General features: G+C 69.3%; 18 protein-coding genes and 1 tRNA gene. 7 read left to right on the forward strand and 12 right to left on the reverse strand.

Going from position 1 to position 24,878, the window contains the following annotated elements:
- Positions 1–128: 128 nt before the first annotated feature.
- Positions 129–1,562: a pyruvate kinase gene (gene pyk, locus ACFYPA_RS25325; protein ID WP_359083311.1), complete on the forward strand. Its 1,434-nt coding sequence runs from the start codon at positions 129–131 to the stop codon at positions 1,560–1,562.
- A 10-nt stretch (positions 1,563–1,572) separates the two neighbouring features.
- Here the strand turns inward: pyk and ACFYPA_RS25330 are convergent, their stop codons facing one another.
- Together ACFYPA_RS25330 and ACFYPA_RS25335 are read right to left on the reverse strand one after the other, a co-directional pair.
- Positions 1,573–2,361: a helix-turn-helix domain-containing protein gene (locus ACFYPA_RS25330; protein ID WP_359314753.1), complete on the reverse strand. Its 789-nt coding sequence runs from the start codon at positions 2,359–2,361 to the stop codon at positions 1,573–1,575.
- Positions 2,362–2,444: 83 nt separating this feature from the next.
- Positions 2,445–2,531 (reverse strand) — tRNA-Leu (locus ACFYPA_RS25335).
- A 94-nt stretch (positions 2,532–2,625) separates the two neighbouring features.
- On the opposite strand from ACFYPA_RS25335, the gene ACFYPA_RS25340 reads away from it, so the two are divergent.
- On the forward strand, positions 2,626–3,276 hold the full coding sequence (locus tag ACFYPA_RS25340) for an ANTAR domain-containing response regulator (RefSeq protein ID WP_148015825.1): 651 nt from the start codon (positions 2,626–2,628) through the stop codon (positions 3,274–3,276).
- A gap of 70 nt (positions 3,277–3,346) precedes the next feature.
- On the opposite strand, the gene ACFYPA_RS25345 is transcribed toward ACFYPA_RS25340, so the two are convergent.
- The 7 genes from ACFYPA_RS25345 to ACFYPA_RS25375 form a co-directional block, all read right to left on the reverse strand.
- Positions 3,347–4,063 (reverse strand): ABC transporter ATP-binding protein, encoded by a 717-nt coding sequence (locus ACFYPA_RS25345; RefSeq protein WP_326735622.1) that lies wholly within the window; start codon positions 4,061–4,063, stop codon positions 3,347–3,349.
- The gene (locus tag ACFYPA_RS25350) at positions 4,060–4,959 is read right to left on the reverse strand and encodes an ABC transporter ATP-binding protein (RefSeq protein WP_359083454.1); all 900 of its coding nucleotides are present in this window, start codon (positions 4,957–4,959) and stop codon (positions 4,060–4,062) included. The genes ACFYPA_RS25345 and ACFYPA_RS25350 overlap by 4 nt, the downstream gene beginning before the upstream one ends.
- Before the next feature lie 5 nt (positions 4,960–4,964).
- Positions 4,965–6,752 (reverse strand): branched-chain amino acid ABC transporter permease, encoded by a 1,788-nt coding sequence (locus ACFYPA_RS25355; RefSeq protein ID WP_359350330.1) that lies wholly within the window; start codon positions 6,750–6,752, stop codon positions 4,965–4,967.
- 5 nt (positions 6,753–6,757) lie between these two features.
- On the reverse strand, positions 6,758–7,687 hold the full coding sequence (locus tag ACFYPA_RS25360; RefSeq protein ID WP_219573769.1) for a branched-chain amino acid ABC transporter permease: 930 nt from the start codon (positions 7,685–7,687) through the stop codon (positions 6,758–6,760).
- Between the two features lie 100 nt (positions 7,688–7,787).
- A complete protein-coding gene (locus ACFYPA_RS25365; RefSeq protein WP_359083456.1) occupies positions 7,788–8,999 on the reverse strand; it encodes a branched-chain amino acid ABC transporter substrate-binding protein in 1,212 nt (403 codons plus the stop codon).
- A 645-nt stretch (positions 9,000–9,644) separates the two neighbouring features.
- The gene (locus ACFYPA_RS25370) at positions 9,645–10,115 is read right to left on the reverse strand and encodes a hotdog fold thioesterase (protein ID WP_359083314.1); all 471 of its coding nucleotides are present in this window, start codon (positions 10,113–10,115) and stop codon (positions 9,645–9,647) included.
- Between the two features lie 128 nt (positions 10,116–10,243).
- Positions 10,244–12,517 carry an FdhF/YdeP family oxidoreductase gene (locus ACFYPA_RS25375; RefSeq protein ID WP_359314755.1) on the reverse strand — a complete coding sequence of 758 codons (2,274 nt, stop codon included), beginning with the start codon at positions 12,515–12,517 and terminating at the stop codon, positions 10,244–10,246.
- A gap of 167 nt (positions 12,518–12,684) precedes the next feature.
- Between ACFYPA_RS25375 and polA the strand changes: the two genes are divergently transcribed.
- Positions 12,685–15,396, forward strand: a complete 2,712-nt coding sequence (gene polA, locus ACFYPA_RS25380; protein WP_359314758.1) for a DNA polymerase I — start codon at positions 12,685–12,687, stop codon at positions 15,394–15,396.
- A 17-nt stretch (positions 15,397–15,413) separates the two neighbouring features.
- Here polA and ACFYPA_RS25385 read toward each other — a convergent pair whose 3' ends face one another.
- The gene (locus ACFYPA_RS25385) at positions 15,414–16,289 is read right to left on the reverse strand and encodes a DUF4184 family protein (RefSeq protein WP_359083317.1); all 876 of its coding nucleotides are present in this window, start codon (positions 16,287–16,289) and stop codon (positions 15,414–15,416) included.
- Positions 16,290–16,476: 187 nt separating this feature from the next.
- On the opposite strand from ACFYPA_RS25385, the gene ACFYPA_RS25390 reads away from it, so the two are divergent.
- From ACFYPA_RS25390 to ACFYPA_RS25400, 3 genes are all read left to right on the forward strand, one after another.
- Positions 16,477–18,195, forward strand: coding sequence for a lytic murein transglycosylase (locus ACFYPA_RS25390; protein WP_389134310.1), 1,719 nt, complete (start codon positions 16,477–16,479; stop codon positions 18,193–18,195).
- Positions 18,196–18,346: 151 nt separating this feature from the next.
- The gene (locus ACFYPA_RS25395) at positions 18,347–18,484 is read left to right on the forward strand and encodes an SPW_0924 family protein (RefSeq protein ID WP_136330601.1); all 138 of its coding nucleotides are present in this window, start codon (positions 18,347–18,349) and stop codon (positions 18,482–18,484) included.
- 39 nt (positions 18,485–18,523) lie between these two features.
- The gene (locus ACFYPA_RS25400) at positions 18,524–19,525 is read left to right on the forward strand and encodes a DUF3068 domain-containing protein (RefSeq protein ID WP_359314765.1); all 1,002 of its coding nucleotides are present in this window, start codon (positions 18,524–18,526) and stop codon (positions 19,523–19,525) included.
- On the opposite strand, the gene hrpB is transcribed toward ACFYPA_RS25400, so the two are convergent.
- Both hrpB and ACFYPA_RS25410 read right to left on the reverse strand, forming a co-directional pair.
- Complete coding sequence (gene hrpB, locus ACFYPA_RS25405) at positions 19,512–22,013, reverse strand: ATP-dependent helicase HrpB (RefSeq protein ID WP_389134313.1); 2,502 nt, start codon at positions 22,011–22,013, stop codon at positions 19,512–19,514. The genes ACFYPA_RS25400 and hrpB overlap by 14 nt on opposite strands.
- An 87-nt stretch (positions 22,014–22,100) precedes the next feature.
- Complete coding sequence (locus ACFYPA_RS25410) at positions 22,101–22,913, reverse strand: class I SAM-dependent methyltransferase (RefSeq protein ID WP_389134316.1); 813 nt, start codon at positions 22,911–22,913, stop codon at positions 22,101–22,103.
- Between the two features lie 402 nt (positions 22,914–23,315).
- Here ACFYPA_RS25410 and rpsA point away from each other — a divergent pair, with 402 nt between their 5' ends.
- Complete coding sequence (gene rpsA, locus ACFYPA_RS25415) at positions 23,316–24,830, forward strand: 30S ribosomal protein S1 (protein WP_266777527.1); 1,515 nt, start codon at positions 23,316–23,318, stop codon at positions 24,828–24,830.
- Positions 24,831–24,878 lie beyond the last annotated feature (48 nt).

Here is a 24,878-nt window from a genome sequence, read left to right on the forward strand (position 1 = left end):
TCCACCGAATGCTCATCCGAGCACCCCGCCGCACAATTCAACACTTGTCAAAAACCCTTCACCCAAAGGACGTTGACCAGTCATGCGCAGCCAATTAACTACCCGTAGGTAAGGTTTAGGCTCGCCCTATGCGCCGAGCCAAAATCGTTTGCACCCTGGGACCCGCCACCGACACATACGACCAGATCAAAGCCCTGGTCGACGCGGGAATGGACATCGCCCGCCTCAACCTCAGCCACGGCACCTACGCCGAACACGAAGACCGCTACCACCACGTACGCAAGGCATCCGACGAATCCGGCCGCAGCGTCGGCATCCTCGCCGACCTTCAAGGCCCGAAGATCCGCCTCGGACGCTTCCGCGAAGGACCCGTACTCCTTGAACGCGGCGACGACTTCACCATCACCGTCGAACCCATGGAAGGCGACCGCCACACCTGCGGCACCACCTACGCCGGCCTCAACGCCGACGTCACCGCCGGCGAACGCATCCTCATCGACGACGGCCGCGTCACCCTCGAAGTCACCGAAGTCGACGGCCCCCGCGTCCACACCACCGTCATCGAAGGCGGCATGGTCTCCGACCACAAAGGCCTCAACCTCCCCGGCGTCGCCGTCTCCGTCCCCGCCCTCTCCGAAAAGGACATCGAAGACCTCCGCTGGGCCCTGCGCACCGGCGCCGACGTCATCGCCCTCTCCTTCGTCCGCAGCGGACGCGACATCGAAGACGTCCACCGCATCATGGACGAAGAAGGCCGACGCCTCCCCGTCATCGCCAAGGTCGAAAAACCCCAGGCCGTCGACAACATCGACGACATCGTCGCCGCCTTCGACGGCATCATGGTCGCCCGCGGCGACCTCGGCGTCGAAATGCCCCTGGAACAGGTCCCGATCGTCCAGAAGCGCGCCATCAAACTCGCCAAGCGCAACGCCAAGCCGGTCATCGTCGCCACCCAGATGCTCGACTCGATGATCGACAACTCCCGCCCCACCCGCGCCGAAGCCTCCGACGTCGCCAACGCCGTCATCGACGGCACGGACGCCGTGATGCTCTCCGGCGAGACCAGCGTCGGCAAGTACCCCATCGAGACCGTCCGCACGATGTCCCGCATCGTGGAGGCCGCCGAGGAAGACATCCTCGCCAAGGGCCTGCCCCCGCTCACCGACCGCAACAAGCCCCGCACCCAGGGCGGCGCGGTCGCCCGCGCGGCAGCGGAGATGGGCGACTTCCTCGGCGCGAAGTTCCTGGTCGCCTTCACCCAGAGCGGCGACACGGTCAAGCGCCTCTCCCGTTACCGCTCACCCATCCCGCTGCTGGCCTTCACCCCCGACCCGGCCACTCGGTCGCAGCTGAACCTCACGTGGGGCGTGGAGACGTTCCTGGGCCCGCACGTGGACTCGACAGACGCGATGGTGGCGCAGGTCGACGAGGAGCTCCTGAAGATCGGCCGCTGCCAGAAGGGCGACGTCGTGGTCATCACCGCCGGCTCCCCGCCCGGCGTCGCGGGCTCGACGAACCTGGTGCGCGTGCACCACATCGGCGAGGATGACAGCCCGAAGTAGGGTGGTTCGCTCAGTATTTCGGCCCGACGTGTGCGTCCATGAGGGCTACGGACGCCCGTCGGGCGACGGAGATGTTGAACGGGTCGTTGCCGCGGGCCAGGGTCGTCCACTGGACACCCAGGGCGGTGAGCGTGTCACCGAACAGCTTCCGGATGTCGTCTGACTTGTTGCTGAAGAAGTAGCGGGGGTACTCGTACCGCTTCGGCTCACCTGCGACGAGGCGAGTGGTCCAGTTAGTGATGCGGCAACCGTCCGAGTGGATGAGCCCCCGGACGAATTGCCACGGATTCGCGTCCACGATCTTCTGCTGCCATGCCTCCAGCGTGATCTCACGCTCGTGCTTTTTCCCCGGGCCGTGCTGAGGGAATAAGCAGTGAAGGTGCTTCGAGTAGACCTTGATGTTGTGGCAGCCGATCTTACGGACTCGACACGTGGCGTTGTCCGGGAACACCTTGCGCATTGCTGCCTCGGCTTCGTCCTGAATGCCCGGCCAGGAGTCGTCGAGTGTGATCATGAGGTTCGGTACTCGGTGCTGTGCGTACTGGCTTACATGGCCGTCGCCCAAGTACAGGGCCAGGAGATAGGAGTACGCGGCTTCGTCGAGATCGACGCCATCGCACCGGTGGCACATCGGGTTGTGCGAGCCCGGACACTCGCCCCGCTTGGAGCGGTCCATGTGGAGCCAGTACGACACGGTGCCGCGAGGAACGTTCAGCTGCCGGGCGACGGCAGCGCCCGAGGTGCCGGACCTGAGGAGAGCGAGCGCCTTCTGGCGGACTTCTGTGCTGTGGAAGATCACATCACCACTCTGGGTGACGGCGTGTATCGATAGGTAGCAAGAAACAGAGGTTCACGAGAACGTGAACCTCCGCTTGCTCGGAATGGTGCCGGGTATGGGATTCGAACCCACATGTCCTCTCGGACAGAGGTGTTTGAGACCTCCGCGTCCACCAGTTGCGCCAACCCGGCTAGTCGACCGGACAGAAGTGTACCTGGTGTCAGAAGCGCACAGCAGGTAGGTAGGCTGCTTCGCAGCAGCACCTGCCCTGAATCAAGGAGCCCCGTGACCACCCCCGAGTCGCCCCAGCCCGTCGCCGACGACGACAAGTCGCACGTCCCGCCGCTGACGACCCGCGTCGTCATCGCCGAGGACGAGGCACTCATCCGCCTCGACCTCAAAGAGATGCTCGAAGAAGAGGGGTACTCGGTCGTCGGTGAGGCCGGGGACGGGCAGCAGGCTGTCGAGCTCGCCCGGGAGCACAAGCCGGACCTGGTCATCCTCGATGTGAAGATGCCGGTCCTCGACGGCATCTCGGCCGCCGAGAAGATCGCCGAGGAGTCCATCGCGCCCGTCCTGATGCTCACCGCGTTCTCGCAGCGCGACCTCGTGGAGCGCGCCCGGGACGCCGGGGCGATGGCGTACCTCGTGAAGCCGTTCAGCAAGAGCGATGTCGTACCGGCCATCGAGATGGCGGTGTCGCGGTTCGCGGAGCTGAAGGCGCTGGAGGGCGAGGTCGCGGACCTGTCGCAGCGGCTGGAGACCCGGAAGCTGGTGGACCGGGCGAAGAGCATCCTGCAGACGGACTACGGGCTCTCCGAGCCTGCCGCGTTCCGGTGGATCCAGAAGACGTCGATGGACCGGCGGCTGTCGATGCAGCAGCTGGCGGAGGCGTTGATCGAGGACGCCGAGGAGAAGAAGCGGGCGGCCGAGTAGCCACCCGTACGCGCGTACGAAGAAGCCCGCGCCCCGGACATCCGGGGCGCGGGCTTCTTCGTATGAGGGCTCAGTCCTCGCCGAGGTACGCCTTGCGGACGGACTCGTCGTGGAGGAGGTCCGCTCCGGTGCCGGAGAGGACGATCTTGCCGATCTCCATGACGTGGCCCTGGTCCGCGAGGGAGAGGGCGGCCTGGGCGTTCTGCTCGACGAGCAGGATGGTGGTGCCCGAGGCCTTGAGCTCGACGATGGTCTCCATGATCTTCTGCATCATGATCGGGGAGAGGCCCATGGAGGGCTCGTCGAGCATGAGCAGTTTGGGCTGGGACATGAGGGCGCGTCCCATGGCGAGCATCTGCTGTTCGCCGCCCGAGAGGGTTCCGGCGGCCTGCTTCCGGCGTTCCCCGAGGATGGGGAAGAGGTCGTAGGCGCGCTGGATGTCCTTCTCGATGCCTGCCTTGTCGTTGCGGAGGTAGGCGCCGAGGAGGAGGTTCTCGGTGATCGTCAGCCGGGGGAAGATGTGGCGGCCCTCGGGGGAGTGGGCGAGGCCGAGGGCGACGATCTTGTGTGCGGGGATGTTGGTGAGTGGTTTGCCCTCGAAGAGGATGCGTCCGCCGATGGGCTTGAGCAGTCCGGAGAGGGTGCGCAGGGTGGTGGTTTTGCCGGCGCCGTTGGTGCCGATGAGGGTGACCACCTGGCCGGCGTCGACGCTGAAGGAGATGCCTTTGACGGCTTCGATCTTGCCGTAGGCGACGCGGAGGTCCTCGACCTCGAGCAGTGCGGTCATCGGGTGTCCTCCTCCTCGGTGGTGGTGGTGTTCTTGGTGACGGGGGGTGTTGCCGCTTCGGCTTCTGCCTCCGCCGCTTCTACTTCGGCGACTTCTTCGGCGCCGGGGGCGCCTTCGAAGGGGGTGCCGAGGTAGGCGGCGATGACGCGTTCGTCGCTCTGGACGACTTCGGCGGTGCCTTCGACGAGTTTTTCGCCCTGGACGAGGCAGGCGACGCGGTCGCTGAGGTTGAAGATGAAGCGCATGTCGTGCTCGATGACGAGGACGGCGATGCCTTGGTCCCGGATGGCGAAGATGAGTTCTTCGGTGACGCGGGTTTCCTGGGGGTTCATGCCGGCGGTGGGCTCGTCCAGGAGGAGGAGTCCGGGGTCGCTGGCGAGGGCGCGGGCGATTTCCAGCTTGCGCTGGTCTCCGTAGGGGAGGTTGCGCGCGAGGTGGTCGGCCTTGTCCTGGAGGCCGATGAACTCCAGGAGTTCCATGGCGCGTTCGTGGCTGGCCTGTTCGGCTTTGGTGAAGCCGGGGAGGCGCAGGAGTGCGGACCAGAGGCCTTCTTTGGTTCTGGTGTGGCGTCCGACGAGGACGTTTTCCAGGACGGTCATGTTGGCGAAGAGCCTGATGTTCTGGAAGGTGCGGGCGATGCCTGCCTTGGTGACGAGGTGGGGCTTGGGCGGCAGGACGGTGCCCTTGTAGCTGACCTTGCCCTCGGTGGGGACGTAGAGGCCGGTGAGGCAGTTGAAGAAGGTGGTTTTTCCGGCGCCGTTGGGGCCGATGAGTCCGACGATTTCGCCCGCGTTGACGGTGAGGTCGACGTTGCGTACGGCGGTGAGGCCGCCGAAGCGCATGGTGACGCCGCTGGCGTCGAGGACGGTGGTCGTGGTGTTCGTGGTGGTGGTCATGGTGTTCACGCCCCCGCCTTGGTGATGCCGGCGTCGGCTTCTTCGGGTTGCCGTGGTTCGGGTACGAGGACGGGTTCGTCGTTCTCGTGGAATTCGAGTTGTTTCCGGCGGTCGGCGACCAGGCCTTCGGGGCGGAAGCGCATCAGGAGGATGAGCGCGACGCCGAAGAGGAAGAGCTGGTAGTCCTGCATGAACTGCAGTTTGGCCGGGATGAGGTAGAGCAGTGCGGCGCCGACGAAGGGTCCGCTGAGGGTTCCCATGCCGCCGAGGATGACGGCGGCGAGGAGGAAGGCGGAGTTCGGGGGTACGGAGCCGGCGAACTGGTACTGCTCGGGTGTGACGGTGTAGTTGACGTGTGCCTGGACGGTGCCGGCGAGTCCGGCGAGGGTGGCGCCGAGGGCGAAGGCGAGCAGTTTGAGCCGGAAGGCGTTGATGCCCATGGCGGTGGCTGCTGTTTCGTCTTCGCGGATGGCGACCCAGGCGCGGCCGATGCGGGAGTCTCCGGAGCGGCGGAAGACGAGGACGACTACTGCGGTGACGACGAGCATCATCAGGTAGTAGTTGGCCGGCCGGCTGAGGGTGAAGGGGCCGATGTCGTGGCTGAGTCCGAAGTCGATCCCGAAGAGGTTGAGGTCGGGGATGCTCGGGATGCCTTGGGAGCCGTTGGTGAGGTCGGGTCCGCTGTTGCCGTTGAGGTTGTTGACGGTGACGCGGAAGATCTCTCCGAAGCCGAGGGTGACGATGGCGAGGTAGTCGCCGCGCAGTCGCAGGGTCGGGGCGCCGATGAGGACGCCGAAGATCAGTGAGACCGCGGCACCGGTGAGGACGGCGGCCCAGAAGGGGAAGTGGACGCCGATGGCGGACAGGGGTGCGCCGGAGACGAGGGCGGCGGTGTAGGCGCCGACGCCGAGGAAGGCGACGTAGCCGAGGTCGAGGAGGCCGGCGAGGCCGACGACGACGTTGAGGCCGAGTGCGACGGTGGCGAAGATGAGGATGTTGGCGCCGATGAGGGCGTATTCCGCGGTGTCCTGGGTGAAGGGGAAGCAGAAGGCTGCGACCAGGGCTGCGGTGAGGGTGACGTTGCGGTGCTTCGTGGTCAGAGCGGTGAGGCGGGCGATGAGTCCGGCCCGGGTGAGTGCGGTGAAGGTGAAGCCTGCGGTGATGAGGAAGCCGATGAACTGTTCGGATTCCTCGGTGGGGATGTCGATCCCGTAGGTGAAGAAGTACAGCGCGGCGCCGAAGGAGGCGGCGATGATGAGGATTTCGGCCCAGGCGGGGAGGGCCTTGGCGCGCCCCGCGGAGGGTGCGGCGAGGCTGTTGCGGAAGGTTTTCCAGGCGCCGGGCCGGGTTTCGTGGGCGGGGAGTGCCACGTCGCTGGGGAGTCCGAGGGCGGCGATGAAGGCGATGAGTGCGCCGACGCCGCTGACCCAGGCTCCGGGTTCGAGGTTGACTACGCCGCCGAGTTCGTAGGCGATGGCACCGATGGTGTAGCCGGTGGTGCCGAGGGTGGCGAGGGCGAGGAGGCGTACGGGGCTGTTGGTGCCGCCGGGGGAGAGCCAGCGCAGGCCTCGGATGCCGTATCCGCAGAGGGTGAAGAGGAGGGTGAGGATCGCTGCGGTGAGGGTGAGGATCTGGAGGCCGCCGGGGTAGCCGGTGACGGTGAGGTCGCCGGGGAATTCGGAGGTCCAGGTCCAGGGGAGGAAGGTGCCGGCGAGTGCGATGGCCGCGCCTGCTGCGGTGGCGATCCGGGCGAGCGGTGCGGGCAGCGGGATGAGTGCTTTCTGGGTGGTCATCCGTATCACGCCCTGTCCGCGACGCGTTCGCCGAGTAGGCCCTGGGGTCGGAGGAGGAGGACGACGATGAGGAGGACGAAGGCCCATACGTCCTTCCAGGCGCCGCCGCCGAAGAGGTCCATGCCGGGGACGTCGCTCATGTAGCCGGTGGCGAGGGATTCGGCGACGCCGAGTACGACTCCGCCGAGCATGGCGCCGTAGATGTTGCCGATGCCGCCCAGTACGGCTGCGGTGAAGGCTTTGAGGCCCATGATGAAGCCCATTTTGAAGCCGATCTGGCCGTTCTTGAGCCCGTAGGCGACGGCGGCGACGGCTGCGAACGCGGCACCGATGGCGAAGGCCATGACGATGATGCGGTCGGTGTTGATGCCCATGAGCTTGGCGGTGTCGGGGTCCTGCGAGGTGGCTTGCATGCCGCGGCCGGAGCGGGTCTTGGAGACGAAGAGGCCGAGGGCGATCATGCAGACGGGTGCGGCGATGAGGACGAAGAGGTCACCGCGTTGGATGTGGGCGCCGAAGACGTCGAATGCTTCGCCCTTGAACTGGGGGAAGGGTCGGTCCTTGGTGGCGTTGGGGTACCACTTCCAGATGGCCTGCTGGAGTGCGAGGGAGAGTCCGATCGCGGTGATCAGCGGGGCGAGTCTGGGGGCGGTGCGCAGCGGCCGGTAGGCGAAGCGTTCGGCTGCGACGCTGATGGCGACGGAGCATATGACGCCGCCGATGATCATGAGGGGGACGATTGCGAGGAGGTTGGAGCCGGCCGGCATCCAGAGGTACACGGTGAGAGCTCCGAAGCCTCCGATCATGAAGATCTCGCCGTGGGCGAAGTTGATGAGCTGGATGATTCCGTAGACCATCGTGTAGCCGATCGCGATGAGTCCGTACATCGCGCCGAGGATGAGTCCATTGGCCAGCTGTTGCGGCAGTTCGTGCACCGCAGGGCCTCCGTGGAGTGGTTCGGATATGGCACCGCGCGGGAGCGCTCGTAGCGCTCCCGCGCGGTCTGGTGTCAGTCAGGGAGTGACCGGGAGCTTGTTACGGCTTGTAGGCCTCGCTGAGCTTGGAGGCCCACTTGCCGCCGTCGACCTGGTAGGCGGTCATCATGGTGTTGGTGGTGTCGCCGTACTCGTCGAAGGAGACGGGGCCGGTGACGCCTTCGAAGCTGACCTTGCTCATGGCTTCGAGGACCTTGGCGCGGGCGTCGTCGGGGAGCTTGCCGTCGTTGGCTGCGACGACGGCCTTGACGGCCTCGATGATGGACCAGGTGGCGTCGTAGGTGCCGCCGCCGTAGGCCTCGTAGGCGTCCTTGTATCCGGCGGTCTTGTAGTTCGCGATGAAGGTCTTGGCGGAGTCGAGCTCTTCGACGGGCTTGCCGACGGAGGTGGCGATGTCGCCCTGGGCCTTCTTGTTGAGCTTGATGAAGTCGGCGCTGTACATGCCGTCGCCGCCCATGAGGGGGATCTGGACGCTGTCCTTGAGCTGCTGGCTCAGGGGTGCGCCGGCGGGGTACTCGCCGCCGTAGTAGACGGCCTTGGCGCCGGACTTCTTGACCTTGGTGACGACGGCGTTGAAGTCGCGGTCGTCGGGGTTGACGTGGTCGGAGCCGGCGATCTTGCCGCCGAGGCCGGTGAAGGTCGCCTTGAAGGAGGCGGCGAGACCGGCGCCGTAGGGCTTCTGGTCGTCGATGAGGTAGACCTGCTTGATCTTCGCGTTGTTGTACAGGTACTTCGCGGCGAAGGCGCCCTGGATCTGGTCCGTGGTGGCGGTGCGGAAGTAGGTCTTGAAGGGGCGCTTCTTGTCGCCGGTCTTCCAGTTGTTGCCCTGGGTCAGCTCGGTGCCGGTGTTGGCCGGGGAGACCTGGGTGAGGCCGGCGTCGTTGAGCGGCTTCTGCATCGACTGGGAGACGCCGGAGTTCAGGGGGCCGACAACGCCGAGGACCTTTTTGTTGTCGATGAACTTGGTGGCGTTCTGCTGGCCGACGGAGGGCTGGGCCTGGTCGTCGAGGGGCTGGACCTCGAAGGTGATGCCCGGGACCGTCTTGTCCTTGTTCGCCGTTTTGGCGGCGAGGTCGGCGGAGTTCTTGATGCCGAGGCCGAGGGCGGAGAGGTCACCGGTCAGGGGTGCGTCGACGCCGATGACGACGGTCTGGTTGCCGCTGCTGTCGCTGCTCTTCTTGTCGTCGTCGCGCGACCCGCAGGCGGTGAGTGTCAGTGCTCCTGTGGTGAGCACTGTGGTGAGGATGAGCAAAGAACGGTGTCGCACGAAAGGTCCTTTCCCTGGCGCGGCCTCCTCTGCTTGAGGTGCCGTGTCGTTCGCCGGGCCGTACTGGTTGGTACAGGGCCGTGCTGCAGACGCGCCCGGCGGCGCGGTGACTGGCGGTGACTCTAAGGGCAGGGGTGGGGGTCGGGGATGGGGGTGGCGCAGGATGTGACTGTCTTGTTATGCCCTTGAGCAAGGCTTGAGGTGGCTGTGTGGACATGTACGGCTTTTTACCGGACGGCGAAGTGACCGCATGCTGAGAACGCGCAGCTCTGTTAAGGGGCTTGAGCGGATCTTGGTGCTGTCGCGTGAGGGGGGTGCGGGGAGGTGGGGGAGGGCGCGCCTGAGGGCCCGGTGCCTGCGGGGCCGGGTTCGTTTGGTGGCGTCGGGCGGGTGCACATTGCGCGGTTGTTACGCAGTGTTACATCCGGGGTGGTGTGGTCGACGCGGTGTGGTGGGGGCGCGGGCGGGGCGTGGCAGATGAGTGGGCCACGGAACGGGGTGGGCGGTCAAGGGCGTTGGCTGCCGGTGTTGTGCAAGTTCTGTGTGTGCGGCGGTGGTTGTGCCCGGGTATGGCACTGCCCGGCCGGTTTGGTGGTCCGGCCGGGCAGGGGGGCGGGGGGTGGTGCGGGGTCAGGGGGCGTCGGTCCTGGGGGCGTCGCGCAGGAGGCAGGTGAGGCGGGCGGTGCAGACCCGCTTGTCCTGTTCGTCGGTGACGACGATCTCGTACGTGGCGGTGGTGCGGCCGCGGTGTACGGGGGTGGCGACGCCGGTGACGAGGCCGTTTCGTACCCCTCGGTGATGGGTGCAGTTGAGGTCGACGCCGACGGCGAGTTTGGTGGGGCCGCCGTGGAGCATGCTGCCGACGGAGCCGAGGGTCTCGGCGAGGACGGCGGAGGCGCCGCCGTGCAGGAGTCCGTAGGGCTGGGTGTTGCCTTCGACGGGCATGGTGCCGACGACGCGGTCCGCGGAGGCTTCGGTGATCCGAATGCCCATGCGTTCGCCGAGGTGGCCTGCGGAGAAGAGGGCGGGCAGGTCTACGCCGAGGGTGGCGTACTCGTCGATGATCTCCTGGGGGAACTGGGGTGTGGTGTGCTCGCCCATGGGTCCGGCTCCGATCGTCTGCGGTGGTTCGCTGCTGTGTGCACGTTCTTGCGGGTGTGCGCGTCCCGCGTGTGCACTGTTCTTATCAGACGACTGAGCGGGCGCTTAGTGTGCAGGTCCCCGGGGCGTCAGTGCGCGTTCTCGAAGCGCACCACGACGGACTTGCTGGCCGGGGTGTTGCTGGTGTCGGCGGTCGAGTCCAGGGGGACCAGGACGTTGGTCTCGGGGTAGTACGCGGCGGCGCAGCCCCGGGCGGTGGGGTAGTGGACGACGCGGAAGCCGGGGGCGCGTCGTTCCGTGCCGTCCTTCCATTCGCTGACGAGGTCGGTGTAGGTGCCGTCGGGGAGGCCGAGGCCGGTGGCGTCGTCGGGGTTGACGAGGACGACGCGGCGGCCTCCCTTGATGCCGCGGTAGCGGTCGTCGAGGCCGTAGATGGTGGTGTTGTACTGGTCGTGGGAGCGCAGGGTCTGCAACAGGAGGCGGCCTTCGGGGAGTTCGGGATACTCGACGGGGGCGGCCGTGAAGTTGGCCTTGCCGGTGGCGGTGGGGAAGCGCCGGGAGTCGCGGGGGCCGTGGGGGAGGGTGAATCCGCCGGGGTGGGCGACGCGTTGGTTGAAGTTCTCGAAGCCGGGGACGACGCGGGAGATGCGGTCGCGGATGGTCGCGTAGTCCTTCTCGAACTCCTCCCAGGGGGTGGTGGAGGCGGGGCCGAGTACGGCGCGGGCGAGGCGGGCGACGATGGCGGGTTCGGAGAGCAGGTGGGGGCTCGCGGGGGTGAGGTTGCCGCGCGAGGCGTGGACCATGCTCATGGAGTCCTCGACGGTGACGAACTGCTTGCCGCCGGCCTGGACATCCTTGTCGGTGCGGCCGAGGGTGGGCAGGATCAGGGCCCGGGTGCCGGTGACGGCGTGGGAGCGGTTGAGCTTGGTGGAGACGTGGACGGTGAGGCGTGCGGTGCGCATCGCGGCCTCGGTGACGTCGGTGTCGGGGGAGGCGGAGACGAAGTTGCCGCCCATGGCGAAGAAGACCTTGGCGTCGCCGTCGCGCAGGGCCTGGATGGAGCGGACGACGTCGTAGCCGTGGTGGCGCGGTGAGGTGATGGAGAATTCCTTGTCGAGGGCGTCGAGGAATGCGGGCGCGGGCCGTTCGAAGATGCCCATGGTGCGGTCGCCCTGGACGTTGGAGTGTCCGCGTACGGGGCAGACTCCGGCGCCGGGCCGGCCGATGTTGCCGCGCAGCAGGAGGAAGTTGACGACTTCGCGGATGGTCGGCACGGAGTGTTTGTGCTGGGTGAGGCCCATGGCCCAGCACACGATGGTGCGCTTCGACGCGAGGACGAGGGTGAGGGCTTCTTCGATGGCGGCGCGTTCGAGGCCGGTGGCGGCGAGGGTCTGTTCCCAGTCGGCCTCGGCGGCCGCGGCGGCGAACTCCTCGTAGCCGTGGGTGTGTGCGGCGACGAAGGTCTCGTCGACGGCGCCCTCGGTGTCCAGGATCATCTTGTTGAGGAGCCGGAAGAGGGCCTGGTCGCCGCCGATGCGGATCTGGAGGAAGAGGTCGTTCAGTGCCGTGCCCTTGGCCATGCCGAGGGGGGTCTGCGGGTTCTTGAAGCGTTCGAGTCCGGCCTCGGGCAGCGGGTTCACCGAGATGATCTTCGCTCCGGCGGACTTGGCCTTCTCCAGGGCGGAGAGCATCCGGGGGTGGTTGGTGCCGGGGTTCTGTCCGGCGACGATGATCAGGTCGGCGTGGTGGAGGTCCTCCAGGGAGACGGAGCCCTTGCCGACGCCGATGGTCTCGGTGAGTGCCGAGCCGGAGGACTCGTGGCACATGTTGGAGCAGTCGGGCAGGTTGTTGGTGCCGAATTCGCGGGCGAAGAGCTGGAGCAGGAACGCGGCCTCGTTGCTGGTGCGCCCGGAGGTGTAGAAGAGGGCTTCGTCGGGGGAGGCGAGGGCGCCGAGTTCCTCGGCGATGACGGCGAAGGCGCGTTCCCAGGTCACGGCCTCGTACCGGTCGGCGCCCTCGGGCAGATACATGGGTTGCGTGATGCGTCCCTGCTGGCCGAGCCAGTAGCCGCTGCGGGTGGCGAGGTCGGCGAGCGGGTGCGCGGCGAAGAAGTCCGGGGTGACGCGGCGCAGGGTCGCCTCCTCGGCGACGGCCTTGGCGCCGTTCTCGCAGAATTCGGCGGTGTGCCGCTTGTCGCCCTCGGGCCAGGCGCAGCCGGGGCAGTCGAAGCCGTCCTTCTGGTTGACCTTGAGGAGGGTCTGCGCGGTGCGGCGGACGCCCATCTGCTGCTGGGCGATGCGCAGGCTGTGGGCGACGGCGGGCAGGCCGGCGGCGGAGTGCTGGGCCGGTTCGACCTGGGGCGCGTCCTGGACGGGGTCTCCTGCGGGCGGCTTGGTGGCCATCGTGCTCCCCTTCGGGCCTGCCGCGGGCCTGTGTGGTCCGCTGTGCGTGATTGACGTCTCCTCCGATCCTGGCACGCGGTGCGGGCGGGCCGCCCGGTGAGCGGTTCCCGGGTGGAGGGCGGCGGTCGCCGGTCCGGATTGTCAGTGGTACGTGGCAGGATCGGGGTGTGGCTGAGACGGCATCGAAGAAGACGGCAGACAACCGACCGCGCCTGCTCCTGATGGACGGGCACTCCCTGGCGTACCGGGCGTTCTTTGCGCTGCCTGCGGAGAATTTCACGACGGGGGCGGGACAGCCGACGAACGCGGTGTACGGCTTCGCGTCGATGCTCGCGAACACGTTGCGTGACGAGGCGCCGACGCATTTCGCGGTGGCGTTCGACGTGTCGCGCAAGACGTGGCGTGCCCAGGAGTTCCCCGAGTACAAGGCGAACCGTTCGAAGACGCCGGACGAGTTCAAGGGCCAGGTCGAGCTGATCGGTGAGCTGCTGGACGCGATGCGCGCGGACCGTTTCGCGGTCGACGGCTTCGAGGCGGACGATGTCATCGCGACGCTGGCGACCCAGGCGGAGGCGGCCGGGTTCGAGGTGCTGATCGTCACCGGTGACCGGGATTCGTTCCAGCTGATCACGGACAACGTGACCGTGCTCTACCCGACGAAGGGCGTGTCGGAGCTGACGCGGTTCACCCCGGCGAAGGTCGAGGAGAAGTACGGGCTCACCCCGCAGCAGTATCCGGACTTCGCGGCGCTGCGCGGTGACCCGTCGGACAACCTCCCGGGCATTCCCGGGGTGGGTGAGAAGACGGCCGCGAAGTGGATCAACCAGTTCGGTTCGTTCGACGAGCTGGTGGCGCGGGCCGAGGAGGTCAAGGGGAAGGCCGGACAGAATTTCCGCGACCACCTGGACGCGGTGCGGCTGAACCGGCGGCTGACCGAGATGGTCCGCGATGTGGAGCTGCCGAAGACCCCGTCGGATCTTGAGCGTGCTCCGTACGACCGCACGGCGGTCACCGGGGTGCTCGATGTGCTGGAGATCCGCAACCCGAGCCTGCGTGAGCGGCTGCTGGCGGTGGACCCGGGCAAGGCCGAGGACGAGGCTCCGGCGCCCGCCGCGGGCATCGAGCTGGACGGTTCGGTGCTGGGCGCGGGTGAGCTCGCTCCCTGGCTGGCCGAGCACGGCGCCCAGCCGCTCGGTGTCGCCACGGTCGACACCTGGGCGCTCGGCAGCGGCACGGTCACCGAGATCGCGCTCGCCGCGGCCGGCGGGGCGGCCGCCTGGTTCGACCCCGCGCTGCTCGATGCGGCGGACGAGCAGGCGTTCGCGGCGTGGATCGCGGACGCGGACCGGCCGAAGGTGATGCACAACGCGAAGAGCGTGATGCGGGTCTTCCCGGAGCACGGCTGGCGGACCGAGGGCGTCGCGATGGACACCGCTCTCGCCGCGTACCTGGTCAAGCCGGGCCGGCGCTCCTTCGCGCTGGACGCCCTGGCGGTGGAGTACCTGGGCCGTGAGCTGGCCCCCGCGGCGGCGTCCGACGGCCAGCTGGCCTTCGGTGCGGACGACCGGGCCGAGGCCGATGCCCTGATGGCGCAGGCCCGTGCGGTCCTGGACCTCGGAGACGCGTTCACCGCGCGGCTGAAGGAGGTCGGCGCGGCGGAGCTGCTGCACGACATGGAGCTGCCGACGTCGATCCTGCTGGCCCGTCTGGAGCGGCACGGCATCGCGGCGGACCGGGCCCATCTGGAGGGCATGGAGCAGCAGTTCGCGGGCGCCGTCCAGCAGGCGGTGAAGGAGGCGCACGCGGCGGTGGGCCGGGAGTTCAACCTCGGTTCGCCCAAGCAGCTCCAGGAGGTCCTGTTCGGCGAGCTGGGTCTGCCGAAGACGAAGAAGACGAAGACCGGTTTCACCACGGACGCGGACGCGTTGGCGTGGCTGGCCGCGCAGACCGAGCACGAGCTGCCGGTCATCATGCTGCGCCACCGTGAGCAGGCGAAGCTGCGGGTCACGGTCGAGGGCCTGGTCAAGTCGATCGCGGCGGACGGCCGTATCCACACCACGTTCAACCAGACGGTGGCGGCGACCGGCCGGCTGTCCTCGACCGACCCCAATCTGCAGAACATCCCCGTGCGTACGGACGAGGGGCGGGCGATCCGCCGGGGCTTCGTCGTCGGTGAGGGCTTCGAGACGCTGATGACGGCGGACTACAGCCAGATCGAGCTGCGGGTGATGGCCCACCTCTCCGAGGACGCGGGCCTGATCGAGGCGTTCACGTCCGGTGAGGACCTGCACACCACGGTCGCCTCGCAGGTCTTCGGCGTCGACAAGTCCGCGGTCGACCCGGAGATGCGGCGCAAGATCAAGGCGATGAGCTACGGGCTGGCGTACGGGCTCTCCGCGTTCGGTCTCTCGCAGCAGCTGAACATCGAGGCGGGCGAGGCCCGGGGCCTGATGGACACCTACTTCGAGCGGTTCGGCGGGGTCCGTGACTATCTGCGCCGGGTGGTGGAGGAGGCCAGGGCCACCGGTTACACGGAGACGATCTTCGGCCGCCGGCGCTACCTGCCGGACCTCAACAGTGACAACCGCCAGCGCCGTGAGACGGCCGAGCGGATGGCGCTGAACGCACCGATCCAGGGCACGGCCGCGGACATCGTCAAGGTGGCCATGCTCCACGTCGACCGGGCGCTGGCCGAGGCGAAGCTGACGTCACGGATGCTGCTCCAGGTGCATGACGAAATCGTGCTGGAGATCGCCACGGGCGAGCGGGAGCGGGTGGAGAAGATCCTGCGGCACGAGATGGCGGCGGCGGTACGGCTGCGCGCGCCACTGGACGTGTCGGTCGGGGTCGGCAGGGACTGGGAGTCCGCCGCGCACTGACGCGAAACCGTGCGCCCTCAGTCGCCGGTCCGGCCGCTCATGTCCCGGGCCGGGCCGGCGACGGGGAGCGCCGGTGTGCCGGTCACCCGACGGCCGCTCACTCGCGTCCACACCCCGTACAGCACGAGTCCGACGGCCAGTCCGGCGCCGGCGCCGAAGCAGGCGGTCGGGATGATGTCGAGCGGCGTGTCGACGTGTCCGTAGTACGCGTACCAGCGCGCGCAGCGGTGGACGGTGCCCAGCAGTACGCACAGCCCGATCAGCGCACCGGCCCACCACCGTGCCCGGCGGTCCAGGGCCGGTACGGACGCCGGCGCGGGCCGGGCTCCGGCTCTGCGGAGCCCCGACGCGGTGAACCACACGAGCACCGTCAGCGCCACGGCCGAACTGCCGTACTGGACCAGCTGGAAGACCGGGTACCCGGCCGTGTCCCGCCCGAGCACGGGCAGCAGCCGCACCCCCCACCGGTCGTGGTGGGTGAAGGCGTCCCAGACGACATGGGTACCGGCCCCGATGACGGCCGACACCACGAACCACGCACCGTCCCGCAGCGCCCGCGTGCCCCGTTCCGGTGCGCGCCGGGCCCCGCGTACCCATGCGTGGACGCGCCCCTGCCAGGAGGTGGGGAGCAGCGCCACGAGGGGTTCGCGCAGCAGCAGCCACAGCGCCACGGTCGCCGCGGTGATCAGGACGTCCACGGTGAACACGCCCCACCACGCGTGGGTGACCTGGCCGAACTCCATGGCGCCCGGGATCGCGGTGTCCGCGTAGTACGTCATGTCGGGGGCGAACGAGCCGGCGACGAGGGCCGAGGCGAGGAGCGGTCCGCGCCCTGTTCCGTTGCGGCGGATCCCGGGCAGGACGGCTGCGGCGTGGCTGAGCGTGAACGGCATGGGGGAAGTATGCGTGAGCGGCCTGAACAGTCCCTTCACGCACTGGACAACTTGTGGGGTCGGAAGGTGAGAAACCGGTAAGAAGCGGTACGGCGGCTGTGTCCGGGCGGCACAAGTTGCCGTAGGGTCGCCTGAGTCCAGGCGCAGGGGAGCGCGGACAGCCGTCGAGGGGGAGGGCCCACACGTTATGGCAGCGCAATTCGGTCGCCGACTGCGCAGAGGGGCGACCACGGCTGCCGTGGCCGCCGCCGCTGTGGCAGCACTTTCCGCGTCGCAGGCCCCTGGTTCGCCCCTGGTGGCGTCCGACGCGGACCAGCCGGCCGCAGGGTCGACGGGTGCGACGACGCCCTCGGGCGACGGGGCCGCGTCCGGCAACTCGCCCTACTTCACGGACCTTCCGCCGCTGACCACGCCCGACAAGCCGGGCACCTCCGCCAACCTGCCCCTGACAGGCAGTGCGGAGTCAGGCATACCGGCCTCCGTCCTGGCGGCGTACAAGAAGGCCCAGCAGACCATCGCGGGCACGGATGCCGCCTGCCGGCTGCCGTGGCAGCTCCTCGCCGCGATCGGCAAGGTCGAGTCGGGCCAGGCCCGTGGCGGCCGTGTCGACGCGCAGGGCACCACGTTCTCCCCGATCCTCGGCCCGGCCCTCAACGGGCAGGGTTTCGCCCTGATCAAGGACACCGACAACGGTGCCTACGACGGGGATGCGACGCACGACCGGGCGGTCGGCCCGATGCAGTTCATCCCGTCCACGTGGGAGACCTGGGGCCAGGACGGCAACGCCGACGGCCGCCGCGACCCCAACAACATCTACGACGCGGCGCTCGCCGCCGGGCGCTATCTCTGCGCGGGCTCCCGCGATCTGGCGCTCGCCGCCGACCTGGACCGGGCGGTCCTGAGCTACAACCACTCCGAGGAGTACCTGCGTACCGTCCGCACCTGGTTCGACTACTACAACCGCGGGGCGCACGAGGTGCCGGACGGCACCGGCGTCCTGCCGGCCGAATCCAGCACGGGCACGCACCAGGGCTCCGGTACCCACGCCAGTGGCCCGTCACCCTCGCCGTCGACCTCGCCGTCCGGTTCGGCCACACCCACCCCGCCCCCGGCCCCGACGCACAAGCCGCCGTCGAAGCCGAGCCCCACGCCCACCGAGCCGGGCAGCGGTCCGGGCACACCGACGACGACGCCGACCCCGACGCCCGAGCCCGCCCCGACCCCGGCACCGGCCGTCCTGCAGAACGCCGGCACCGGCGCGCTGACCGCCACGGCGGGCGACGCCTTCGCCGAACCCGTCAAGGTCCGGGTGAAGAGCAACCTCGGCAGGCCGCTCGCCAAGGTGCCCGTGACCTTCACCGTCACCGGTGACACGGACGCCGCGTTCGAGGGCGGCAAGCGCACCGTCACCCGCGTCACCGGGGCCGACGGCACAGCCACCGCACCGGTACTGAAGGCCGGCGAGAAGACCGGCGCGTTCACCGTCCGCGCGACGGCCACCGGCACCCCGCTGCCCGCCGTGAGCTACGCGGCGACCGTCACCGCCCGGCAGGCCGACGCCATCGCGAGGACGGGCACCGCCGAGCTGACCGCCGTGGCCGGGCAGACGTTCGCCGACGTCACGGCCGAGGCCACGTTCAAGGGCGCAGCCGCCCGCCGGGTCACCGTCACCGCCACGATGATCACCGGCGACGAGAAGCCGGCCGAGAACGACAAGGGCCCGTACTTCACGGATGACGAAGGCAACCCGGTCCGCACCCTCGTGCTGACCACGGACGCCGACGGCAAGCTCACCCTGAAGAACATCTACGCCGACGGCGCCGCGGGCACGTACAAGCTGCGCCTGACCACCGAGGGCGGCGCCACCGTCGTCATCGACCTCACCGTCGAAGCCCCTGCCGCCTGACCCACGCACACCCGGGCCCCTCGCGCCCTGAACAGCCCCTTGGCCGCCACCCGGCCAAGGGGCTGTTCTACGTGTTCTCATCTCGCGCCCCGGTTGCTACGGTGCCCCAGCCCTGACGACCCATCAGTTCCGAGCCTCCGGGAGGCCGAGTATGCGTGCCCTGGTCGCAGCCGCCATCGGGCTGGCCGCCGCTCTCGCCCTCGTACTCACCATCAGCGCGATCGGCGCACCACCCGGCGAGACCTCGCCCAAACCCCTGCTGACCACGGTCCCTGGTCCGAAGAACTAAGGGCTGCCCGCACCACGCAATGCAGAGGAAGGACACCCCATGCGCCGCCGAGCCAGCCTCGTACTCCTGGCCTTCGCCGTCTTCTTCGCCGCGCTGTCACCGCTGCTGCGCTGGTACGCCTTCCCGCGGCTCGCGAAGATCCCGCCGAACCAATATCAGGAGACCGTGCTGGAGGCGAAGCCCGCGACCCTCCTCGACTACAGCACCCTCAAGGCCGAGAAGGTCGACAAGATCACCATCGTGCAGACCCTCAAGGGCAACGTCGAGGAGTCCGAGAAGATCGAGCGCAGCGCCGGCCGTGACGTCGTCGTGTGGGACGCCCTCTCCTACATCCAGGGCCCCGACGGCAAGATGGTCTCCAAGATCCCCGAGCGCTACATCTTCGACGCCCACAGCCAGGACCCCGTCCACGCCACCGGCGAAATGGTCGACGGCGACCCGGTGAGCCGTGAGGGCATCGAGTTCAAGTGGCCCTTCCTCACCGAGAAGCGCGACTACGAGTACTTCGACGCCCAGAGCCGCACCAGTTCGCCCATCCACTACAAGGGCACGCAGAACTTCCGGGGCATGGACGTCTACTACTTCGAGCAGACCGTCCCCTGGACCAAGGTGCCCATGCCCAAGTCGATGCCGATCGAGGGAGTCACACCGGAGCAGCTCGCCAAGACCGGGATCACCCGCTGGTACACCACCAAGCGGATGTTCTGGGTCGACCCCGTCACCGGGGCACCGGTGAACGGCGAGGAGGTCCACAGGGAGGAACTGCGGAACGCGAAGGCGATGGGTCTGTCCGAGGACACCGTCACCGTGTTCGCCGGGCACGTGAAGATGCGCGAGGACTACATCGTCTCGATCGTCGACATGGTCAAGTCGCAGCGGATACTGGTCCTGTTGCTGACCTCGTACCTCCCGTGGGGCTTCCTCGTCCTCGCCATGGCGCTGCTGGCGCTGTCGCTGTGGCTGGAGGCACGCTCGCGGCGGCCGGGCGAGGCGGAGACGGCGGGGCGGAGGGAACCGGAACCCGCGCCTACTCCCGCTTGAGCCGCGCCTTCGTGAACCGGGTCGCCTCCACCGTCGTCGGGTCCTCCGGCCACGGGTGCCTCGGGTAGCGGCCGCGCAGCTCCGCCCGCACCGCCCTGTAGCCCTCGCGCCAGAACGACTCCAGATCCGCCGTCACCGCCGCCGGGCGCCCCGCGGGGGAGAGCAGGTGCACCAGAACCGGTACACCGGCCACCCGCGGGGTCTTCTGGAGGCCGAACAGTTCCTGGAGCTTCACCGCGAGCACGGGCTGGGCACCCCCGTACTCCACCCTGATCCGTGAACCACTCGGCACCTCGATCCGCTCCGGGGCCAGCTCGTCCAGCCGGGCCGCCTCACCGGTCGCCCACGGCAGCAGCCTGCGCAGCGCCTGCCCCGCGTCGATCCCGCCCAGGTCCGAGCGGCGCCGGGCGCGCGACAGCTCGGGCTCCAGCCACTGCTCGGTGCGGTCCAGCAGCGCCTCGTCCGAGACGTCCGGCCAGGGGGCGCCGAGCTCCCGGTGGAGGAAGGCCAGCCGCTCCCGCAGCTGCCCGGTGTCGCGGCTCCAGCGCAGCAGCCCGAGGCCCTCCCGCCGCAGCCCCTCCACCAGGGCCTCACGGACCAGCGCGGGGTCCGGCCGTTTCAGCGGGCGCGCCGACAGTTCGACGGCGCCGAGGCGCTCCACCCGGCGGGCCACCACGTCCCGGCCGTCCCAGCGGACCTCCTCGCCGTCGAACCGCAGGTGCCCGGCCGCCAGCCGTGCCGTGTCCTCGTCGATCACCGCGGCGAGCCGGACCTGGGCCGACGCCGCGTGCGCCGGGCGGTCGGCGACCGCGACCGCCAGCCACGGCGCGCTGCGCAGCCGGGAGCCGTCCCGCAGCTCCGCGCCCGTGCCGGACGCCATCAGGAAGGTCCCCTCGCCCCGGGCCCGCGCCACTCGTTCGGGAAACGCCAGCGCGGCCACCAGACCCACCACGGCATCGTCCGGACCGGACCCGCCGGAACCGGTGCCCTTCGTGGAGGAGGACAGCCGCCGCACCTCCTGGCGCCAGCGGGCCGCGTAGCCGTCCTTGCCCAGCCGTGCGGTGCGCAACGCGGCGGCCAGGTCGTCCCCGTACTCCCGCGGCGGTTCCTCGCTCAGCAGCGCGACGACCTCCGCGGCCCGGCGCCCGCCGACCTCGGCCGCCCCGTCCAGCAGCGCCCTGGCCAGCCGTGGATGCAGCCCCAGCCGGGACATCCGTACGCCCCGGTCCGTCACCCGCCCGTCGGCCTCCACGGCGCCGACGGCCGTCAGCACCTCGCGCGCCGCCGCCATCGCACCGGCGGGAGGCGGGTCCAGCAGCGCGAGCCCCGCGGCGTCCGGATCGCCCCAGCAGGCCGCCTGGAGGGCGAACGCCGCCAGATCGGCCACCTTGATCTCGGGGGAGGGGAACCGGGCGAGCCGCCCGTCCTCCGCCTGCTCCCAGCAGCGGTAGACCGTCCCGGGAGCCTCCCGCCCGGCCCGCCCCGCCCGCTGGCGGCCCGCCGCCTGCGAGGCCCGTACCGTCGCCAGCGCGCTCAGCCCGCGTGCGTGGTCGGTGCGCGGTTCCCGGGCCAGCCCCGAGTCGACGACGGTCCGCACCCCCGGAACGGTCAGCGACGACTCCGCCACCGACGTCGCCAGCACCACCCGCCGCCCCTCGGACGCACCCGCCAGCACCGCGTCCTGCACCGCGGCCGGCGCCCGCCCGTGCACCTGGAGCACCTCCGCGGCCACCCCGGACAGCTGTCCCGCCACCCGGCCGATCTCGCCGACGCCGGGCAGGAAGCACAGCACGTCACCGTCCCGCTCGGCCAGCGCCCGCCGCACCACGGCGGCGACATGGGTCAGCAGCGCCGGATCGACCCGCATCCCGTGCGGCGGCCGCACCGGCCGCAGCGGCGGCGCCCACACCACCTCCACCGGGTGCGACACACCCTGCGCCTCGATGACCGGCGCGTCGCCGAGCAGCCGCGCCCAGCCCTGCGCGTCGGTGGTCGCCGACGCGGCGACCAGCCTCAGGTCGGGGCGGATCGCCTCCCGTACGTCCAGGAGGAACGCGGCCACCGTGTCCGCGTCCAGGTGGCGCTCGTGGCACTCGTCGATGATCACCGCGTCGACGCCCGCGAGCTCCTGGTCGCGCTGGAGCCGCTGGAGCAGCACCCCGGTGGTGACGACCTCCACGACGGTGTTGGGCCCCGTCACCCGCTCCCCGCGCACGGTGAACCCGACCCGCTCGCCCGGCCGCTCGCCGAGCAGCCACGCCATGCGCCGGGCGGCGGCCCGCGCGGCGATCCGCCGCGGTTCGGCGACCACGACGCGGCGCACCGGGCCGTCGCCGGTCAGGCCGGCCAGGACGAGGGGGACGAGGGTCGTCTTGCCCGTGCCGGGCGGGGCGCACAGCACCGCGACCCCGCGGTCGTCGAGCGCCCGCCGCAGCGCGGGCACGGCGGTGCGGACGGGCAGCTGGTCCAGGGCGTCGGTACGGATCACGCCCCCAGTCTCGTACGGTCCGCCCCCGCGTCCCGCACCGGCGGGTGTCTCGGCGCCCTGCGCAGGCGAAGACCGTGGTCCCGGCGCTCAGCCCCGTACGCAGACGAAGATCGCCGTCCCCGGGATCAGGTTGCCGCGCAGCGGGGACCAGCCGCCCCACTCCTGGCTGTTCCACGCCGGCCACTCCGGCTCGACGAGGTCGGCCAGCCGGAAGCCGCCCGCCACGACGTCCCTGACCCGGTCGCCGAGTGTGCGGTGGTGCTCCACGTACACCGCCTCGCCCCGCTCGTCCTGCTCCACGTAGGGGGTGCGGTCGAAGTACGAGGCGGCGACGGACAGGCCCTCGGGCCCCGGTTCGTCCGGGAAGGCCCAGCGGACCGGGTGCGTGACGGAGAAGACCCAGCGGCCGCCGGGGCGCAGCACCCGGTGGACCTCGCGGAACACCTGGACCGGGTCGGCGACGAACGGCACCGCGCCGTACGCGGAGCAGGCCAGGTCGAAGGAGCCGTCCCGGAAGGGGAGCACCCCGGCGTCCGCCTCGACGAGGGGGACGCCCTCGCCGATCCGCAGCGCGTGCTGGAGCTGGCGGTGGGAGAGGTCGAGGGCGACGGGCCGGGCGCCCTGCGTGGCCAGCCAGCGCGAGCACTGCGCCGCACCGGCGCCGATCTCCAGGACGTCCAGGCCCTTCAGCGACTCGGCGGGGCCCAGCAGACGGGCCTCGGCTTCGTCGAGTCCCTCCGGTCCCCAGACGAACCGGTCGTCGCCGAGGAAGCCGCCGTGGTCGTTCTGGTACTCGTCCGCGTTGCGGTCCCACCAGCCCCGGCTGGCCCGGCTGCTCTCGGCCTCGCCGGCGGTGCGGCGCGTCGCCTCGGGTTCGGCCCCGTAGATCTCTTGGCTCATCGTGTCCGTCGTTGTAGTTTGCCTTCACCCCGCCGTACGCGGTACGTACCAGGGGGAGCTGGTGAGCACGGAACCCGTGTGTCCGGAACATCTCCGGGGCCGATGTGGCCTCGGTGAAGCCGAGTTGTGCCGGGTATGGGTCGTTCCGCCCTTGGTGTGCGCCTTCGCGCATTGACCGTGCCCTGCTGCCCCCGTATGCTACAAGTTGCGCTGCGAGCCTGCGCGCCTCAGACCTAGCAGGCCGCGCTCGCATCTGTATGTATGTCCCCTCGGTTCACGAGAGGCGCCTCCCGGTTCACGGGATCGGCGCTTCCCAGGCTGTCCGGTCTTCTGCAGAGGCGATACGGGCTCACGGCGTAGCAGTAACTTCGACTCACTGTCCGTACCGGAGCCCTTTCCCACATGACGAGCAGCACCGAGACCACCGCCACCACTCCGCAGGTTGCGGTCAACGACATCGGCGACGCGGACGCGTTCCTCGCGGCGATCGACGAGACGATCAAGTACTTCAACGACGGCGACATCGTTGACGGTGTCATCGTCAAGGTTGACCGGGACGAGGTTCTCCTCGACATCGGTTACAAGACCGAAGGTGTCATCCCGAGCCGCGAGCTCTCGATCAAGCACGACGTCGACCCGAACGAGGTCGTCAAGGTCGGCGACGAGATCGAGGCCCTGGTTCTCCAGAAGGAGGACAAGGAAGGCCGCCTGATCCTCTCGAAGAAGCGCGCTCAGTACGAGCGTGCCTGGGGCACCATCGAGAAGATCAAGGAAGAAGACGGCATCGTCACCGGTACCGTCATCGAGGTCGTCAAGGGTGGTCTCATCCTCGACATCGGCCTCCGTGGCTTCCTCCCGGCGTCGCTCGTCGAGATGCGCCGCGTCCGCGACCTCCAGCCTTACGTGGGCAAGGAGCTCGAGGCCAAGATCATCGAGCTGGACAAGAACCGCAACAACGTGGTCCTGTCCCGCCGTGCCTGGCTCGAGCAGACCCAGTCCGAGGTTCGCCAGACGTTCCTCACGACCCTGCAGAAGGGTCAGGTCCGCTCCGGCGTCGTCTCCTCGATCGTCAACTTCGGTGCCTTCGTGGACCTGGGTGGCGTCGACGGTCTCGTGCACGTCTCCGAGCTGTCCTGGAAGCACATCGACCACCCCTCCGAGGTTGTCGAGGTCGGCCAGGAAGTCACCGTCGAGGTTCTCGACGTGGACATGGACCGCGAGCGCGTGTCCCTGTCGCTCAAGGCGACGCAGGAAGACCCGTGGCAGCAGTTCGCCCGTACGCACCAGATCGGGCAGGTTGTTCCCGGTAAGGTCACCAAGCTCGTTCCGTTCGGTGCGTTCGTGCGCGTCGACGAGGGCATCGAGGGCCTGGTCCACATCTCCGAGCTGGCCGAGCGCCACGTGGAGATCCCGGAGCAGGTCGTCCAGGTCAACGACGAGATCTTCGTCAAGGTCATCGACATCGACCTCGAGCGTCGTCGCATCAGCCTCTCGCTGAAGCAGGCCAACGAGTCCTTCGGTGGCGACCCGGCCTCGGTCGAGTTCGACCCGACGCTGTACGGCATGGCCGCGTCGTACGACGACCAGGGCAACTACATCTACCCCGAGGGCTTCGACCCCGAGACCAACGACTGGCTCGAGGGCTTCGAGGCTCAGCGCGAGGTCTGGGAGACCCAGTACGCCGAGGCGCAGACGCGCTTCGAGCAGCACCAGGCCCAGGTCATCAAGTCCCGCGAGGCCGACGAGGCCGCTGCTGCCGAGGGCGCTGCTGCCCCGGCCGGCAGCGCTCCGGCTGCCTCGGGCGGCAGCGGTGGCGGCGGCTCGTACTCCTCGGAGTCCGCGGACAACTCCGGCGCCCTGGCGTCGGACGAGGCCCTGGCTGCCCTGCGCGAGAAGCTGGCGGGCGGCCAGAGCTGACGCTCCGACCTTCCGGCCGGTCATCGGCTGAGTTGAACAGATGACGGT

It is taken from the genome of Streptomyces sp. NPDC005775, from assembly GCF_042871565.1.
GTDB lineage: Bacteria > Actinomycetota > Actinomycetes > Streptomycetales > Streptomycetaceae > Streptomyces.